Source organism: Lutibacter sp., assembly GCF_041596795.1.
GTDB lineage: Bacteria > Bacteroidota > Bacteroidia > Flavobacteriales > Flavobacteriaceae > Lutibacter.
In genome coordinates, this window is the sequence record NZ_JBFHHX010000012.1 from 20,456 (window position 1) to 37,776 (window position 17,321).

Consider the following 17,321-nt stretch of genomic DNA (forward strand, 5'->3'; position numbering starts at 1 on the left):
TTTAAACTATCTCTTTTTTTATGCCCTTTTTAATAGCAATTCTTTTCTTGCTCTTATTTTTAGTGAGATTGCTGCAAAAACAAAATAAATTCCGGTTAAAATCCACAAATGATTCCATTCGTTTAATACTTCAGTAAATGAAGCTTCCATTTGCGTTAATCTTACAAATCCATTAATTCCGGGTGTTGATGGAATTGTTATTGATATAAGTTGATAAAACTTTGAAAACCCTTCCATAGGAAAAGACAAACCACTTAACATTAACGATGGAATAGATAATAAAACTAAAAACACAATAGAGTCTTCTCTTCGCTTAAATAACGAACTAATTGTAATACCTAAAAACACCACCGAAAAAACATACGGAATTAGAAAAAGATAAATTGATAATAACGATGAACGCACTGGAATTGCAAATAACGTATATACCAATCCAACCTGAATTGGAATAATTATCATAAAAATTGCAGTGTATAAACAAGCTTTTGCCAATAAAACAGGAATAGTTCCTCCTTTATGCAATAACCTTGGAAAATTAGTATGTGTTGTAACAGTTTCTCGCCTTGATCCGCTTAAAATTCCAATTCCCATCAATAAAACCAATTGTACAATTAAAGCTGTTAACACTGGTATTAAATATGTTGCGTAACCAGATGTTGTATTAAACAAACTTGTAGATATTGCTTGAATTGGTGTATAATTTTGTTGTGCTTTGTTAAAAGAAACTCCTTTTGCCATTTCTTTTTTAATATAAATACCAGCACTAAAATAGCCGTTTATGGTAGTAACATCTCCTAAAACACGTTTATAAAAAATCATATTTGCGGCATCGGAAAAAGTTGTAATTGCTAGTTGTTTACCACTTCTAATATCTCTTTCAAAATTCTTTGGAATTATAACAATTCCTTGCACCTTTTTAGAGTAATATGCTCTTTTAGCCTCTTGTAAATCAACAAAATTTACAATTGTTTTAGTACCTTCTGTTGCATCTAACATAGCAATATAATCTCTACTCATTTTAGAAGCATCCTGATTTACAACAGCTACAGGAATTTCTGTAACAACCTGATTTGAATATATATAGGTGTAAACAACTAAAATAATAAATGCTACCGATAAAAAGGTACTTACAACTGCTTTATCAGATTTTATAGACTTCCATTCAGTACTAATTGTATTCCAAAAAGAGATTTTTGCTTTGTAATATAATTTATATAAATTCTTCATTATTAAATATTATGATTAAAAACCCCTTTTGAAAACAGTCTTTTTAATTTAAACCAACCTAGTGAAATTGGCACAATAGTTAAAACTACCAATATAATTAGAGCATTTAATGAATAAAATACAGGAAATCCACGTTGAGATTGATCTAATAATAATTCGAAAAAATGTGTGAACGGAAAAATCTGACTCAACCATTGCAACACTTTTGGCATTCCAAAAATTGGGAAAGTAATTCCAGAAAAAGATAAACTAACAGCTGCAAATCCAGAGCCAATGGTTAACGCTTCTCTAAAACTATTACTTACTGCTACAAAAAACAACGCATACGATTGATTGGCTAAAATTAATAATAGCAACGCTGTAAAAACAGTAATTTTACTTCCAAAAAATGGGAAATCTTGCCAAACATACATACTATAAAGCATTATTACACCAACAAATAAAAACCAAACCGTAAAAGGCAACACTTTTCCTAAAATAATAGCCGATAAATTATTGTTTGTGATACTTAATAATTTATTGCCTTTACTATATTTTAAATCAGCACCAAAAATATAAATGGTAGTTAACATTACAAATATTTGAAAAAACATGGCTATAAAACCTGTATTTAAATAATATGAATAATTAGTATAAGGATTTGATAAAACGTGATTATTTGCCAAAATTGGCTGATAGTTTACTAATGCTTGTTGCATTGAAACACCTTGTTTTCGTTGCTTTTCAATATTTACGCCTGCAGAAATTGTTCCAATAACTTTTCTAAAAGCTTTGTACTCTAAACCTCCTGCCAATAATAAATTACTGTTGTATTGGTTAATAATACTTACTTGCTTTCCACTTTTTAAATCGGCTTCAAAGTTTTTTGGAATTGTTATTACACCATAAACTTTTCCTAAACGAACTAATTCTTCTCCTTTTTGTTGATTTAAAGGAAAAAAATTGACGGAAATTTCTGGTGCAGCTTCTAACTGAGCTATTACATTTCTTGAAACTGCAGTACGATCTAAATCTACCACAGCTATAGGTAAATCGCGAGCCACACCTTCGCTTAAAAGTGTGTTAAAAAATAATATAGAAACAAAGGGTAATACAACTGCAAAAATAAAAGTAGACCTGCTATTAAATAACAGTGCTATTTCTCGTTTTGCAATTCGTAAAGATGGTTTCATTTTACTCATTAAATTGAGAATAATCAATTAAAATACTCATTCCTGGTCTTAAATCTACTTCTTTTGAAACTGGTGCAGCTTTAATTTCAAAAGTTCTTACATCAAAATCTCCCGTTGCTTTTGTTGCGTTCCAAGTAGCATAATCTCCTAAAGCGGCAACATAATAAATTTTAAATGTTACTTTTTTATTTTTTAATGCAGGAATTGTTGCTTCAAACTCTCCCCCTTTTTTAAAGTTAGATAAACTTGTTTCTTTTATATTTAAAACAGCATAACTATTTGCCAAATCAACTAAATGAACAACAGGATATCCGGCTCCAATTAGCTCTCCTTCTTCTGGTAAAAAATTAAGTACTTCAGCATCAATTGGTGAAATAATATTTCGTTCATTTTTATAACCTTCTAATTCCGTTAAAGCACCATCTGCCTGTTTTACTAATGCAGTTGCTGCTTCAACATCTTCATTTCTAGCTCCTTTCATTGCCATTTGATACATACTTAATGCAGCTTCTTGATCTTTAATAGCAACTTCTTTTTTAGCAAATATTTCATCGCGTTGTTGCTCAGAAATTACGCCATCTTTAAACAAATTCTCCATACGAGCATACGTTTTTTTCATCACATTTGCTGCGGCTGTAGCTTTTTCATAAACACTTTTGGCTGCTCTAATTTCTTCAATTCTTGCACCATTTGATGCTTTGTTTTTTTGAGCATTTGCGGCATCTCTTACTGCTAATGCTTGTTGCTCTTTAGCCATTATTTCAGGACTAGTTAATGTTGCTAATAATTGTCCTTTTTGTACACTTTCACCTTCTTTTACTTCAAAAGAATTAATACGTGTAGGTATTTTTGCCGATAAATAAATTTCTTTGGCCTCTATTCTACCTTGTAAAACAACTGCTTTTGGTTTTGTTATAAACCAAACACCTGCAAGTACTAAAATTGCAAGAACTACAATACTAATTAATGATTTTATAAATTTTGGATTTCTCATTTTTATTTTAATTTTGATTTAAGAAAGATGCTGTTTTCCCTGTTAGTACCATTAACTCTCCGTAAGCTACGTTGTACTCATATAAGGCTATTATTTTATGTAATTTAATTTCTGATAATTTTAAAGTAGCGTCTACCACTTCTAAAGAAGTTCCTGTTCCTTCTTCAAATGCACGAGTTCGCATAAATTTTAACTTATTTGCAAATACTTCATCCGCATTTAAACTTTCATATTGTTCTAATTGTTTTTGCATAGTATTGTACAATTTTTCTGTATATGTTGCTAAATTTAAACGTGCCTGTCTGTCCATTTCTTCAACTTGAGAAATTTTATATTTTGAAGCTTGTATTTTATGCTCTCTTTGAAAACCATTAAACAATTCCCACTCTACACCAACACCAACAAACCATTTTGTATCTATTAATGATAAATTTTCTTTACCTAAAATATATTTTCCCATAACACCAACTTTTGGAAAATAATCACTTTGTTCAACTTTTACCCCAACTTCTGCTAGCTCATGATTTTTTTCAATAGTTTTTAATTGCTTATTTTCTAAAAGCATTTCATCTTGAAACTCTTTTAAAGATTTTACAATTGATGGTTCAACAAAACTTGTAGAAATTGATAAATTATTAGTATAACCAATTAAATTTTGAACCGCTGTTATTGCTAAGTCAACATCTTTTTTAGCGCCTAATAATTCTCTATTTGCATTGGATAAAGCTACTTTTGCATTTAAAGTTTCTACTTCTGGAATCATTCCATTTTCAAAAAATTTAGTTGCCTGATTAGTATGTAAAAGAATAACATCATATACATCTTGACGTAATTTTACTGCTTCTTTGGCTAATTTCAATTTAAAAAAGTAGTTAATTAAACTAATAGTTAACTCATCTTCTTTAATTTGATGCTTTGTTTCTGTTAATCCTAATTTTATTTCCGATGCTTTGTTAGCGGCATTAATTTTACCACCAGCAAAAATTGGCATTGAAATATCTGCAGATGCAAAACCTAAGTTTTTTTCTTGCAAGGTTAAATTCCAATCGCCTAAAACAACCGATGCATCTGAAATACCCAACAAACTACCAACCATATCTCTTTCATTGTTTAGGTCTACTTTAATATCATCATCTAAATGCATATATGTTCCGGAAACACTAACAGTTGGCAAACGCAAACCTTTTGTTGCTTTATGCTCTTCTTCCATTGCTTTCACTTCAAAGCTAGATGCTTTTGCCTCTCCGTTTTTGGATAACATTAAATCGTATGCTTGCTTTAAAGTTAGTTCTTGGGCATTTACAAAGGTTGTAATAAAACCAAAAAACAAGAGCAATTTTATTTTTACACTACTCAATTTCATTAATTTAAAATTTATATTGATAATCATTTATTTTAAAACTTTTAAAATATTCTCAGTTAATTTTTTCACATCGTCCATAGAAACTTCTTGTTCTCCAAAAATATTTTTTCGGGTAAAGTTTATATAATCTACTGCATAGACTAAAAGGTGGTAATGCAATTGATAAACTGTAGTGCTTTTAGCGATTTCACCAGATTTTAAGCCAATATTTTTAATGTTTTGCATTAATTCTGCACTTTTTAATTTAATCTCTTCTGATGCTAAAAAGTTCTCGTTATGAAGTAATTGATAGAAAAATTTTGATGCTATTGGTTCATTCAAAAAATAAATAACTCTGTTTTGCACAAAAGACTCTATTAACGGCTTAATACTAGTTTGATTTAATGCCAACAAAAACTCCAATTCTTTGTATAACGAGTTTACTTTTTCATAATACAATTCGTTTAATAAATCTTGCTTTCCTGCATAGGTTCTGTACAAATATCCACCACTTACTCCTGCTTTTTTCGCAATCATAGCAATTGTTGTAGCTTCAATACCATTTTCAACAATGGTTTGCATAATAGCCTCTTTTATTCTGGCTATTTTATGTTCATCTATTTTACGAGCCATATAATAATTATTTAAGTCGCCAAATTTATGAATAAATATTCATTCATTTATTATTTTTAAATCTTTTTTAGCAAAAAAAAATTAGCACCAAACTTTTAATTAAGTACATTTATCCTATGAATTTACCTTATATAGATACCGAAGAATTTTCAGGGATTGATTTTAGTTTAAACCATTTTACAAAGGCCGAATACGAAAATTGCACCTTTATAAATTGCAACTTTTTAAACGTAGACCTATCTGATAATCAGTTTATTGAATGTGTTTTTATAGATTGTAACTTTAGTTTAGCAAAGCTAAAAAACACAGGATTAAAAGTAGTGAAATTTAATAAATGTAAGTTAGTTGGACTAAATTTTAGCACCGTAGATCCCTTTTTATTAAATATAAACTTTACAGATTGCCAATTAAATTTGGCATCGTTTTACAAACTAAAACTAAAAAACACCGTATTTAAAAATTGTAATTTAAATGAAACGTATTTTAGTGAAACCGATTTAACTAATGCGTTATTTGATAATTGCGATTTTAAATTAGCTATTTTTGATAACACCTCTTTAGAAAATGCAGATTTTAGCACGTCGTACAACTACTCTATTGATCCAGAAAAAAACAACATTAAAAAAGCGACATTCTCTAAAGATGGCTTAGCTGGTTTATTAGATAAATATCAACTTAAAATAAATTAAAATATGAGTACAGCACATTTTAATACTAAAGCAAAAGACTGGGATAAAGATTTGGAAAAAACTAAAAGAGCTAAACTTATTGCCAATGAAATGGTGCAAATAATTAAACCAAATAAACAATTAAATGCATTAGAATTTGGTTGTGGAACTGGTTTGTTAAGTTTTGAATTACAACATTATTTTAAAGAAATAACACTGGTAGATTATTCTGAAGGAATGATTAAAGTGCTGAAAGAAAAAATTGAACAGCAAAAAATTAAAAATTTTAAACCTTTATTAATTGATCTCATAAAAAACCCTACTAATATAGATAAAACAGATGTTATATTCACTTTAATGACCTTACATCATATTGATAATATTGAAGAAATATCAGCTATTTTTTACTCTTTATTAAATAATAATGGTTATTTGTGTATTGCAGATTTGGTGGAAGAAGATGGCTCATTTCATTCGCCAGAACTAAATTTTGATGGGCATTTTGGTTTCAATAAAAAAAATCTTGAAGCACAATTAGAAAAATGTGGTTTTAATATAATTTATTATTCCACTCCTTACACAATTGAAAAGAAAACTTCCTTAAAAAAATATCCACTATTTTTATTAATAGCTCAAAAAAATTAAACTCTAAATTTCTAAAATCAGCTCATCATAAGCTAAATACACATTTTTAGGAAGTGTTTTTTCAACTTCTTCATGAAATCCTAAAAGATGACTAATATGCGTTAAATATGTTTTTTTGGGATTTAATTCTGCAATTAATTCTAATGCTTCATCTAAATTTAAATGAGAATGATGTGGTTTGTAACGGATTGCATTAATAATTAAAACATCTAAATTTTTCAATTTCTCTTTTTCGGCCAAATCAATAGTTTTAACATCTGTTAAATATGCCATATTATTAAACCTGTACCCAAATATTTTTAGTAATCCGTGATTTATTTCAATTGGAACCACTTTTAAGTTTTGTAATAAAAATGCTTTATTTTCTAATATATTTTGTTGTACACTTGGCGCTCCTGGATATTTATTTTCATCAATAAAAATATAATCGAAACGCTTAGCTAAGTTTTCCATAACACGTTTTTGTGCATAAATAGGAACACTTCCTAATTGAAAACTAAATGGGCGTAAATCATCTAAACCAGCAGTATGATCTGCATGTTCGTGAGTAAACAAAACGCCATCAATTTTAAAAACCTTTGCGCGTAACATTTGCATCCTAAAATCTGGACCGCAATCAATTACATAGGTGTAGTTTTCCCATTCAATTAAAATAGAAACGCGTAATCTTTTATCTTTGGTATCAGTTGATAAACAAACAGGATGCGTACTGCCAATTACTGGAATTCCTTGTGACGTACCTGTTCCTAAAAAAGTAATTTTCAAATTTAAATTTTTTATAAAAATACAAGGAAACTTTGAACTAAAAAGGTTTCAATAAAAAATTCATCAATAAAACTTTAACCATTTATGTAACATTAACTACTTATAAACCACAATTACCAATTATTAATAGTATTTTAAAACATTACTGACTTTTATCAACCTCTAAAACTAACTTAAACTCTACATTTACTTTCATTTATTTTTAAACAAAATAAAGCTGTATGCTTAGTACTATTTCCTTTTAGTTAATTGAATCTTATAAGGTTTAAAAATAAGTATTTTTTAGTTAATTTTGGCCTTCGTTTAAAAAAACGCATTCACCAAAAATTAAAAGTTACTTTTAAATATTGTAAAATTTAATTAAAAAAATAGTACTAACTAAATTTGGTAACAAATACAAATATTGAAATGCTATCTATTTTATAGGTATTTGATAGCCGTTAAGTAAAATCAATTTAAAATAATAATTAACAACATATGAAAATAGGAATATTAAAAGAAACTCAAAAAGGAGAAAAACGCGTTGCTATTACTCCAAATATTGCTAAACAACTTATTGAAAACGGATTTGAAGTATTTGTTGAAGAAAATGCAGGTTTTACATCTTCTTACAATGATTCTGATTATGAAAAAGTTGGTGCTAAAGTTGAAACTAGAGCTGGTGTTTATAAGAATAGCATAATTTTAATAAAAATTAATCCTTTTGATGCTGAAGATTTAAAATTAGTTGATAAATCTCATATTTTAATGAGTCAATTATATCACAAATCTAACACAGATTTAATTAATGCAATAGCTGCAACGGGAGCTACTGCCTTTTCTATGGATGCTGTACCTAGAATTTCAAGAGCACAAGATATGGACGTTTTAAGTTCTCAAAGCAATTTAGCAGGTTACAAAGCTGTTATTTTAGGAGCTTTTGAAATGACTAAAATTTTCCCATTAATGATGACTGCCGCTGGTACAATTACACCTTCAAAAGTACTTATTTATGGTGTTGGTGTTGCAGGTTTACAAGCAATTGCAACTGCTAAACGTTTAGGAGCCGTTGTATACGCTACAGATATTAGAATGGAAACTAAGGAACAAGCAGAATCTTTAGGTGCAAAATTTATTAGTGTTGATAATACTGGTGAAGAAAAAGCTGAAGGTGGTTATGCCAAAGAAGCTTCTGAAGATTATGCTCGCAGACAAAAAGAAGCAGTAAATAAATCGTTATTTGAAGCAGATTTAGTAATTACAACTGCAATGGTTCCAGGTAGAAAAGCTCCAATTTTAATTACCGAAGAACAAGTAAAACAAATGAAAAACGGTGCAGTTATTATAGATTTAGCTGCTGCGCAAGGTGGTAATTGTGAGTTAAGTAAAATGAATGAAACCATTATTGAAAATGGTGTAAAAATTATTGGAACTACCATTGCTCCTGAAAGCGTTTCTACAAATGCAAGTGATTTATATGCTAAAAACATGCTAAATTTCATTAATCATTTAACTGAAAAAAATGAATTTAAATGGGAATTAGAAGAAGAGATTACTAACGGTACATTAATTGTACAAAACGGAAATATTAGACAAAACTAAAAACTAAATTATGACTGAATTTTTAGAATTTATAAGCGATTATCTCGAGTTATTTTATATCCTAATTTTAGCGATATTTATTGGAGTAGAATTAATTAAAAACGTTCCTTCTGTGCTACACACGCCTTTAATGTCTGGTGCAAACGCGCTAAGTGGAGTTGTTATTGTGGGAGCTCTTTTAGTAATGATGCAAGCAAGTGAAACAGATTACCTATCGTTAGGGTTAGGCTTTGTTGCTGTAGTATTAGGAATTATAAATGTTGTTGGTGGTTTTGCAGTTACTGACAGAATGTTACAAATGTTTAAAAAGAGAAAATAATGAATATATCACTAAGTATTATATATTTAATTGCAACCGTAACCTTTGTTATTGGTTTAAAATTTTTAGGGCATCCTGAAACAGCAAAAAAAGGAAATTTAATTTCTGCAGTAGGTATGATTCTTGCTATTATAGGAACCTTATTTTTACACGATTTTGAAGTACCTACAATAAATTATATTTTAATTGGAGCTGCCCTTTTAATAGGTACTATTTTAGGATGGGTAATTGCAATGAAAGTTGCAATGACCAAAATGCCAGAATTAGTATCTTTATTTAATGGTTTTGGTGGTGGTAGTGCCCTTTTAATTGGTTTAGTTGAATTTAGTAAATCTGTTGGAGTTGTAGAAAAACCTTCAGCAGCAATTACATCTACTATTTTATCTGCCATTGTTATTGGTAGTATTACTTTTACAGGAAGTTTAGTAGCTTGGGCTAAATTAAACGGTTCTATGAAAGATCTTCGTTTACCAAAATACAATTTAATAAACAATATAATATTTATTTTACTTGTTGCTTTTTCAGCATACATAGTATTAATGAATACTGATAGTTACTTATTAATTTATGTGTTATTAATTGCTTCTTTAATATATGGTTACCTGTTTGTTGCTCCAATTGGAGGTGCAGATATGCCAGTAGTTATTTCATTATTAAACTCTTTAACAGGTATTGCAGCAGCCATTACTGGTATTTTATATGACAATAAAGTAATGCTTGTTGGTGGTATTTTGGTAGGTTCTGCTGGGTTAATTCTTACGTTTGTAATGTGTAATGCTATGAACCGATCTTTAAAAAATGTAATTTTTGGAGCATTTGGAGGCGATAGCGTTGCAGCAGGAGCTGGAAGTAAAGTTGGTGGAACCATTAAAAAAACTACTGCTAGTGATGCAGCAGTTATGATGAATTATGCCAATAAAGTTGTAATTGTACCTGGATACGGTTTAGCCGTTGCACAAGCGCAACACGTAATTCATGAATTAGAAGAACTATTAACCAAAAAAGGTGTTGATGTAAGTTATGCTATTCATCCAGTTGCAGGACGTATGCCTGGTCATATGAACGTATTATTAGCTGAAAGTAATGTAGATTATGATAAATTAATTGAAATGGATTCTATTAATCCACAATTTACAAATACAGATGTTGTACTAGTTGTTGGAGCAAATGACGTTGTAAACCCAGCTGCTCACAACGACCCTTCAAGTCCAATTTATGGAATGCCAATTTTAGACGTTGAAAACGCAAAACATATTATTGTAAATAAACGTAGTATGAATGCTGGTTATGCCGGAATTGAAAATGAGCTATTCTTCAATCAAAAAACTTCTATGTTATTTGGAGATGCCAAAGATGCACTAACAAAATTAGTAGCAGAATTAAAAAACATGTAATTTTTTAACAAAAAAATTTAAAAAAGGGTAAACAAATTGTTTACCCTTTTTATTTTACAAAAATTTAAAGTACAAACTATCATTTTTTAGTAATTTTGTGTTAACTAAAAAAATTTGTATGCCATTAAAATTAAAAGGTGATGTTATTTACCATGAAATTCCGTCAAGTAAAGACAAAGCGCTAAAAATAAATTTAAACAAATATATTTACGGTACTTTTTCCGAAATTGGTGCAGGACAAGAAACTGTACGTCATTTTTTTAGAGCTGGCGGTGCTTCAGGTACCATAGCAAAGGCAATGAGTGCTTATGATAAAGATTTTTCCGATTCTATTTATGGTGTTGAAGCTGACGGTAGATACGTTACCGAAGAGCGGTTAAAAAAAATGTTAGCTCATGAAATTGAATTAACAGAAGATCGTTTAGATAGAAAAAATCATCCTGGAAAAATATTTTTCTCCTACGCAAATACAGTTACTACTATAGATTTTGCAAAAAAATTTAAAGGTCACGGTTGGATCGGAATTAAATTCCAATTAGATCCTTTAGAAGATTATAATGAAATTATTCTCCACATTCGTTTTAAAGAAACAGATGCTAAATTACAACAAGAAACTCTTGGTATTTTAGGTGTAAACCTAATTTATGGCGCTTATTATTTAAATGATAAACCAAAAGAACTAATAAAATCATTATTAGATAATTTACATAAGGTTCAAATAGAAATTGATATGATTAATTTTTCAGGACCACGATTTTCTTATGTAGATAATAGATTAATGAGTTTATTGTTGGTAAAAAATGGCTTAACTAATGCTGTAATGTTTGGCCCAGACGGAAACAACCTTTTACCTGCTCAACAATTGTATAAAGCTAATATTTTAGCGTTAAGAGGGAGTTTTAGACCCGTAACTAAAGTAAATATGGATATGTTTACCTTAGCTCGAGAACTCTTTTTAAAAGAAAGCAGAGTTGATGAAAATAACACAAAAATAATTTTTGAAATTACCTTAACAAACCTTAGTAATGAAGGTGAAATAGATGAACGAGATTTTCTTGAAAGAGCAGAACTTCTTTGTTCATTACATCAAAATGTTATGATTACTAATTTTCAGGAATATTACAAGTTAGTAGAATATTTCTCCGAATTCACTAAAGCTCGTATTGGTTTAGCAATGGGAGTATCTAGTTTTGTTCAAATTTTTGATGAAAAATATTATAGAAATTTAAGTGGTGGAATTCTGGAAGCTTTTGGAAAACTTTTCTTTAAAGATTTAAAAGTTTATTTATACCCTCTTAAAGATCAACGTACTGGAGAAATTAGAACCAGTGAAAATTTAAAAGTTCATCCACGTATGAAAGAGTTATATAAATTCTTTAAATACAATGGAAGAGTTGTAGATATTAAAAATTACAATCCTGAAATATTAGAAGTATTCTCTAAAACTGTATTAGAAATGATTGCAAACGGAGAAAACGGATGGGAAGAAATGCTTCCGCAAGGAATTGCTGAAATTATTATTGAAGAAAGACTTTTTGGCTACTCAAGAAGAAAATTTGGTAAAATAAAATAAAAATTTTCACCCATTAAACCTTCGCCAATTTTAATAGTCTAATACTAAACTATTGTAGGTGACCAACGAAAAATTATTAGTAGAACATCTTAAAAATCCTAAAAAACAGGAAATTGCTTTTAGAGAACTTATGGGCTTATATAAAAAGCCTTTGTATTGGCATATTCGTAAAATTGTGTATTCACATGATGATGCCGATGATGTACTTCAAAATACATTTATAAAAGTTTTTAAAAACATTCATTCGTTTAATGAAGAAAGTAAATTGTACTCTTGGATGTACAGAATTGCTACCAATGAAGCCATTACCTTTATAAAACAAAAAGCAAAAAATCAACATATTGATATAAGCGAATTACAAAGTATAATAGCCAATAACCTGCAATTTGAAAATGATTATACAGGAGACGAAATTCAGTTAAAACTTCAAAAAGCAATAGTAACCTTACCACACAAACAACAATTGGTATTTAATATGAAATATTTTGATGATTTGAAATATTCAGAAATATCAGAAATATTAGAAACATCAGTTGGCGCATTAAAATCATCTTATTTTCACGCTGTAAATAAAATTGAAGAATATTTAAAAACACATTAAACCATTGTATAAAAAGTTTGTCTTACTATTAAAATGAAAACAAAAAAACTACATAAAATAGCACCAACTTTAAGTGGTATAAAAATAAAAGGAACTGGTTTTCAGGCTCCAAAAAACTATTTTAATACTATTGAAGAAGGCGTTTTAAGTGCTGTTTCTGAAAATGCATTACCAAACTTTAAAACTGAAGAAAACTTTTTAGTGCCTGGTAACTATTTTAATAAAATAGAAGATGTGGTTATTGCTAAATTAAAATCAGAAGTTACCCAAAATAAAAATACTGAAATTCCAACTAATTATTTTGATACATTGGAAGATAGAGTTCTTTTAAAAATATCAAAAAAACAAAAAGTAATTAGTTTAAAAAATAATATTTTTAAATATGCTGCATCTATTGCAATTGCGGCTTCTTTCGCTATATTTTTTATTCTAAATTATCAAAATACAAACTCCAATATTACGTTTGATTCTTTAGAAACTGCGGAGATTGAACAATTAGTACAAAGTGGAATTATGGATATTAATACCATTACTTTAACCCAAGCTTTTCCTGATATTGAACTAGAAAATAGTTTAAATAATGACATAATTTCTAATGATGAATTACTAAACTATTTAGACTTAGAAAATTTAGAAAGTTTATTAATTGAAAATTAAAAAATTAACACGATGAAGAAAATTATTTTTATAATACTTTTTATAGGTGCTGCAAATAGTATGTTTGCACAACAATTCCGTCAAAAAATTCACCTTTTAAAAACTTCCTATATTACTAATGCAATAAATTTAACACCTAAAGAAGCTGAAAAATTTTGGCCTATTTATAATTTATATTCTGATAAAATTCACGATTTAAAATATGAACTTGAATCTGGAATTGATAAAAAGTTATTGAAGAATGGTAATCTTGATGCTATTTCTGATAAAGATGCTGAAATTTACTTAAACAACTCTCTTAAAATGGAGCAAGATATTGTAAATCAGAAAATTAAAATGAAAAATGAATTATCTAAAATAATTTCGGCTAAAAAAATACTATTACTACAAAAAGCCGAAAAAGACTTTAACCGAAGAATGTTACAAGAATACGGCAAACGAAAAGGAATGAAACAATAAAAAAACTGCCTAAAAAATATTTAGAATCGTCATTCTGAACTTGTTTCAGAATCTCATCATACTGATTATCAACCAATATAAAAACCTGAAACAAGTTCAGGTTGACGGAAAATACATTCTTTAGACAGCCTTTTTTTTTATGAATACATTTGATTTCTCAACTCTTTAACCTTAGGGTCATCTAAATACTCATCAAACGTAGTAAATCTATCTATAATACCTTTTGGTGTAATTTCTATAATTCTGTTTGCAACAGTATGTGCAAACTCGTGATCGTGTGTTGTAAAAATAACAGTACCTTTAAAATTGCTTAAAGAATTGTTAAACGCTTGAATTGACTCTAAATCTAAATGATTTGTTGGTTCATCTAACATTAAAACATTTGCTCTAATCATCATCATTCTACTAAGCATACATCTTACTTTTTCTCCTCCAGAAAGTACGTTACATTTTTTCAATGCCTCTTCCCCACTAAAAATCATTTTACCTAAAAACCCTCTTAAAAAAACTTCTTCGCGTTCTTCTTCAGTTTTAGCGTATTGACGCAACCAATCTACCAAGTTTAAATTAGAATCCGTAAAAAACTCTGAATTATCTAATGGTAAATAAGATTGTGTAGTGGTAACACCCCATTGAAATTTTCCTGAATCTGCTTTATCATGACCGTTTAAAATTTCATAAAAAGCAGTTACAGCTCTTGAGTTTCTAGAGATAAGCGCAACTTTATCACCTTTATTTAAGTTAAAGCTTATATCACTAAATAATACTTCTTCTTCTGTTGATTTTGTTAAATGCTCTACATTTAATATTTGATCACCTGCTTCTCTTTCACGATCAAAAATAATAGCTGGATATCTTCTACTTGAAGGTTTTATTTCATCAACATTTAATTTTTCAATCATTTTTTTTCTACTCGTTGCTTGTTTAGATTTTGCAACGTTTGCAGAAAAACGACGAATAAATTCTTCTAATTCTTTCTTTTTATCTTCAGCTTTTTTACTTTGTTGTGCACGTTGTTTTGCTGCCAATTGGCTAGATTCGTACCAAAAAGTATAGTTTCCAGAAAAATGGTTAATTTTTCCAAAATCAATATCAGAAATATGTGTACAAACTGCATCTAAAAAGTGACGGTCATGCGATACAACAATAACAGTGTTTTCATAATTTGCTAAAAAGTTTTCTAACCAACCTATAGTTTCAAAATCTAAATCGTTGGTAGGCTCATCCATAATTAATACATCTGGATTACCAAATAAAGCTTGAGCTAATAAAATTCGCACTTTATCTTTACCTTCTATATCAGCCATTAAAGTATAATGTAAATCTTCTTTAATTCCTAAAGACGATAATAAAGATGCGGCACTACTTTCGGCATTCCAACCGTTCATTTCCTCAAATTCTACACCCAACTCTCCTGCTTTTATACCATCTTCTTCAGAAAAATCAGGTTTAGCATAAATGGCATCCATTTCTTGTTTTAGACTATACAACCTTTTATTTCCCATCATTACAGTATCTAAAACAGGATATTCATCAAAAGCATAGTGATTTTGAGAAAGTACAGACATACGTTTTCCTGGATCTAAAGTTATATGACCCGATGTTGGGTCCATTTCTCCCGAAATAATTTTTAAAAATGTTGATTTTCCTGAACCGTTGGCTCCAATTATTCCATAACAATTACCAATAGTAAATTTTGTATTAACATCGTCAAACAAAATTCTCTTACCGAATTGAACAGATAAATTTGATACTGAAAGCATGTTGTTGTTTTTTATTTTTAAATTTCGTGCAAAAGTAATGAATTAGATTCACTAAAAAAGAGTTATTTAAAAGTATATTTTTAACCTATTAGCGTTATTTAACAGCATCTTAACAAGTAAAAAAATAATATGTGTGTATTTTTGTTTTAATCCAATTTATATGAAATACATACTTCACTCCTTAGCTATTATTCTGTTAATTAGTTGTAATTCAACTAATAACAAAAATGGCATTACCTACTTTGGTGGTGAAATTATTAACCCTAAAGATAGCTTTGTTGTACTTTTAAAGGACGATACTATTATTGACACTCTTAAATTAAATAAAGAAAATAGATTTATTGCCAGTTATAAAAACTTAGATGAAGGATTATATACTTTTAAACACGGTATAGAATTTCAATATATTTATTTAGAACCAAAGGACAGTATTTTAATTCGTTTAAATTCATGGGATTTTGATGAATCTATTGTTTTTAGTGGTGATGGAGGAAGTAAAAATGAATTTTTATTAAATTTATTTTTACAAAATGAAAAGGAAGAAAAAGCAATGTATCAATACTTTACCTTAAATGAAGCTGAGTTTTCAAAAAAAATTGATTCGTTAGTTGCTGAAAGAGAAGCTATTTATAACGAATTTGCATCAGCAGAAGATAATGTATCTTCTGGTTTTAAAAAATTAACAAAATCTGCCATTAATTTCCCTTTATATAGATTAAAAGAAATTTACCCATATTATAACAAAATAGCGAATAATTTAGATAAATTTCCGGTTGTAAATGATCAATTTTACGAATTTAGAAATGATATAAATTTTAACGAAGCTGAATTAATTTCTTTTTACCCTTATCAAAATTATGTGGTAAGTTATTTATACAATTTAAGCTATCAACAACTTGAAAAAGATAGTTCAAAAAATAATTTAACAATGAATATTTTAAATGCTATTGATGAAAATATTCAATTAGATGAATTTAAAAACACCCTTTTAAAACGCATAGTTGTTAACGATTTTTTAAAAAGTGAATCGTCTTGCACTATTCACCAACCAACATTAAATTTATTTTTGGAAAAATGCACCGATGAAGCATATAAAAATCAAGTTAAAAATTTGGTAAATGATAGCAAAGCTGTTGATCAAAACAAACCTCTAATTAGCTTTGATATTCAATCTAGCGACAACGAAATTATAGACATTAACTCAATTATTAAAAATAAAAATTCAGTCATCTATTTTTGGTCTACAGAATTTATGTCTACAGAATATTTAGTAAATAGAATAAAATTTTTAAAAAATAATTATCCAAATATTCTATTTATTGGTATAAATATGCAAACATCATTTAAAGAAATTAAAACAGAACCGCACCTAAAAAAATTGGATATCCATCAACAATATAAACTACCAAAAACTAGTGCTGCGTTCTCTTTTTTAACTAGTAGATATCCAAGAGTTATTATAATTAATAAGGACGGAATAGTAACAAACGGATTTACTTATTTGGATTCCAAGAAATTAAACTCAGAA

At 28.5% G+C, this 17,321-nt stretch carries 17 protein-coding genes; 10 read left to right on the forward strand and 7 right to left on the reverse strand.

The features are described from left to right. Positions 1–18 precede the first annotated feature (18 nt). The 5 genes from ABY298_RS02855 to ABY298_RS02875 are packed head-to-tail and all read right to left on the reverse strand — an operon-like array spanning position 19 to position 5,368. A complete protein-coding gene (locus ABY298_RS02855) occupies positions 19–1,227 on the reverse strand; it encodes an ABC transporter permease (protein ID WP_372744490.1) in 1,209 nt (402 codons plus the stop codon). 2 nt (positions 1,228–1,229) lie between these two features. Next, a complete protein-coding gene (locus ABY298_RS02860; RefSeq protein WP_372744491.1) occupies positions 1,230–2,399 on the reverse strand; it encodes an ABC transporter permease in 1,170 nt (389 codons plus the stop codon). Position 2,400: 1 nt separating this feature from the next. Then, on the reverse strand, positions 2,401–3,393 hold the full coding sequence (locus ABY298_RS02865; protein WP_372744492.1) for an HlyD family secretion protein: 993 nt from the start codon (positions 3,391–3,393) through the stop codon (positions 2,401–2,403). Positions 3,394–3,400: 7 nt separating this feature from the next. Continuing rightward, positions 3,401–4,756 carry a TolC family protein gene (locus tag ABY298_RS02870; protein WP_372744493.1) on the reverse strand — a complete coding sequence of 452 codons (1,356 nt, stop codon included), beginning with the start codon at positions 4,754–4,756 and terminating at the stop codon, positions 3,401–3,403. A 27-nt stretch (positions 4,757–4,783) separates the two neighbouring features. Beyond that, complete coding sequence (locus ABY298_RS02875) at positions 4,784–5,368, reverse strand: TetR/AcrR family transcriptional regulator (RefSeq protein WP_372744494.1); 585 nt, start codon at positions 5,366–5,368, stop codon at positions 4,784–4,786. Between the two features lie 116 nt (positions 5,369–5,484). Between ABY298_RS02875 and ABY298_RS02880 the strand changes: the two genes are divergently transcribed. Next, on the forward strand, positions 5,485–6,057 hold the full coding sequence (locus tag ABY298_RS02880) for a pentapeptide repeat-containing protein (protein WP_372744495.1): 573 nt from the start codon (positions 5,485–5,487) through the stop codon (positions 6,055–6,057). A 3-nt stretch (positions 6,058–6,060) separates the two neighbouring features. After that, on the forward strand, positions 6,061–6,681 hold the full coding sequence (locus ABY298_RS02885; protein ID WP_372744496.1) for a class I SAM-dependent methyltransferase: 621 nt from the start codon (positions 6,061–6,063) through the stop codon (positions 6,679–6,681). A 3-nt stretch (positions 6,682–6,684) separates the two neighbouring features. Here the strand turns inward: ABY298_RS02885 and ABY298_RS02890 are convergent, their stop codons facing one another. Continuing rightward, positions 6,685–7,446: an MBL fold metallo-hydrolase gene (locus ABY298_RS02890; RefSeq protein WP_372744497.1), complete on the reverse strand. Its 762-nt coding sequence runs from the start codon at positions 7,444–7,446 to the stop codon at positions 6,685–6,687. 477 nt (positions 7,447–7,923) lie between these two features. Between ABY298_RS02890 and ABY298_RS02895 the strand changes: the two genes are divergently transcribed. The 7 genes from ABY298_RS02895 to ABY298_RS02925 all read left to right on the forward strand — a co-directional run bounded on the left by ABY298_RS02895 (position 7,924) and on the right by ABY298_RS02925 (position 14,030). Further along, a complete protein-coding gene (locus tag ABY298_RS02895; RefSeq protein WP_372744498.1) occupies positions 7,924–9,027 on the forward strand; it encodes a Re/Si-specific NAD(P)(+) transhydrogenase subunit alpha in 1,104 nt (367 codons plus the stop codon). Between the two features lie 10 nt (positions 9,028–9,037). Continuing rightward, the gene (locus ABY298_RS02900) at positions 9,038–9,346 is read left to right on the forward strand and encodes an NAD(P) transhydrogenase subunit alpha (RefSeq protein WP_372744499.1); all 309 of its coding nucleotides are present in this window, start codon (positions 9,038–9,040) and stop codon (positions 9,344–9,346) included. After that, positions 9,346–10,740: an NAD(P)(+) transhydrogenase (Re/Si-specific) subunit beta gene (locus ABY298_RS02905; RefSeq protein WP_372744500.1), complete on the forward strand. Its 1,395-nt coding sequence runs from the start codon at positions 9,346–9,348 to the stop codon at positions 10,738–10,740. The genes ABY298_RS02900 and ABY298_RS02905 overlap by 1 nt, the downstream gene beginning before the upstream one ends. Before the next feature lie 118 nt (positions 10,741–10,858). Continuing rightward, complete coding sequence (locus ABY298_RS02910) at positions 10,859–12,313, forward strand: TonB-dependent receptor (RefSeq protein WP_372744501.1); 1,455 nt, start codon at positions 10,859–10,861, stop codon at positions 12,311–12,313. 58 nt (positions 12,314–12,371) lie between these two features. Beyond that, the gene (locus ABY298_RS02915; protein WP_372744502.1) at positions 12,372–12,914 is read left to right on the forward strand and encodes an RNA polymerase sigma factor; all 543 of its coding nucleotides are present in this window, start codon (positions 12,372–12,374) and stop codon (positions 12,912–12,914) included. Between the two features lie 33 nt (positions 12,915–12,947). After that, positions 12,948–13,571 carry a hypothetical protein gene (locus tag ABY298_RS02920; protein ID WP_372744503.1) on the forward strand — a complete coding sequence of 208 codons (624 nt, stop codon included), beginning with the start codon at positions 12,948–12,950 and terminating at the stop codon, positions 13,569–13,571. A gap of 12 nt (positions 13,572–13,583) precedes the next feature. Next, complete coding sequence (locus tag ABY298_RS02925) at positions 13,584–14,030, forward strand: sensor of ECF-type sigma factor (protein ID WP_372744504.1); 447 nt, start codon at positions 13,584–13,586, stop codon at positions 14,028–14,030. 137 nt (positions 14,031–14,167) lie between these two features. Here ABY298_RS02925 and ABY298_RS02930 read toward each other — a convergent pair whose 3' ends face one another. Continuing rightward, entirely contained in the window at positions 14,168–15,793 is a 1,626-nt protein-coding gene (locus ABY298_RS02930) for an ABC-F family ATP-binding cassette domain-containing protein (RefSeq protein WP_372744505.1), read from the reverse strand. Positions 15,794–15,953: 160 nt separating this feature from the next. On the opposite strand from ABY298_RS02930, the gene ABY298_RS02935 reads away from it, so the two are divergent. After that, on the forward strand, positions 15,954–17,321 hold a 1,368-nt coding region (locus ABY298_RS02935), incomplete at its 3' end, for a TlpA family protein disulfide reductase (protein WP_372744506.1).

Coding starts and splice junctions, on each gene's coding strand:
- ABY298_RS02855 (WP_372744490.1), bottom strand. CDS start 1,227: ATGAAGAATTTATATAAATTATATTACAAAGCAAAAATCTCTTTTTGG.
- ABY298_RS02860 (WP_372744491.1), bottom strand. CDS start 2,399: ATGAAACCATCTTTACGAATTGCAAAACGAGAAATAGCACTGTTATTT.
- ABY298_RS02865 (WP_372744492.1), bottom strand. CDS start 3,393: ATGAGAAATCCAAAATTTATAAAATCATTAATTAGTATTGTAGTTCTT.
- ABY298_RS02870 (WP_372744493.1), bottom strand. CDS start 4,756: ATGAAATTGAGTAGTGTAAAAATAAAATTGCTCTTGTTTTTTGGTTTT.
- ABY298_RS02875 (WP_372744494.1), bottom strand. CDS start 5,368: ATGGCTCGTAAAATAGATGAACATAAAATAGCCAGAATAAAAGAGGCT.
- ABY298_RS02880 (WP_372744495.1), top strand. CDS start 5,485: ATGAATTTACCTTATATAGATACCGAAGAATTTTCAGGGATTGATTTT.
- ABY298_RS02885 (WP_372744496.1), top strand. CDS start 6,061: ATGAGTACAGCACATTTTAATACTAAAGCAAAAGACTGGGATAAAGAT.
- ABY298_RS02895 (WP_372744498.1), top strand. CDS start 7,924: ATGAAAATAGGAATATTAAAAGAAACTCAAAAAGGAGAAAAACGCGTT.
- ABY298_RS02900 (WP_372744499.1), top strand. CDS start 9,038: ATGACTGAATTTTTAGAATTTATAAGCGATTATCTCGAGTTATTTTAT.
- ABY298_RS02905 (WP_372744500.1), top strand. CDS start 9,346: ATGAATATATCACTAAGTATTATATATTTAATTGCAACCGTAACCTTT.
- ABY298_RS02910 (WP_372744501.1), top strand. CDS start 10,859: ATGCCATTAAAATTAAAAGGTGATGTTATTTACCATGAAATTCCGTCA.
- ABY298_RS02920 (WP_372744503.1), top strand. CDS start 12,948: ATGAAAACAAAAAAACTACATAAAATAGCACCAACTTTAAGTGGTATA.
- ABY298_RS02925 (WP_372744504.1), top strand. CDS start 13,584: ATGAAGAAAATTATTTTTATAATACTTTTTATAGGTGCTGCAAATAGT.
- ABY298_RS02930 (WP_372744505.1), bottom strand. CDS start 15,793: ATGCTTTCAGTATCAAATTTATCTGTTCAATTCGGTAAGAGAATTTTG.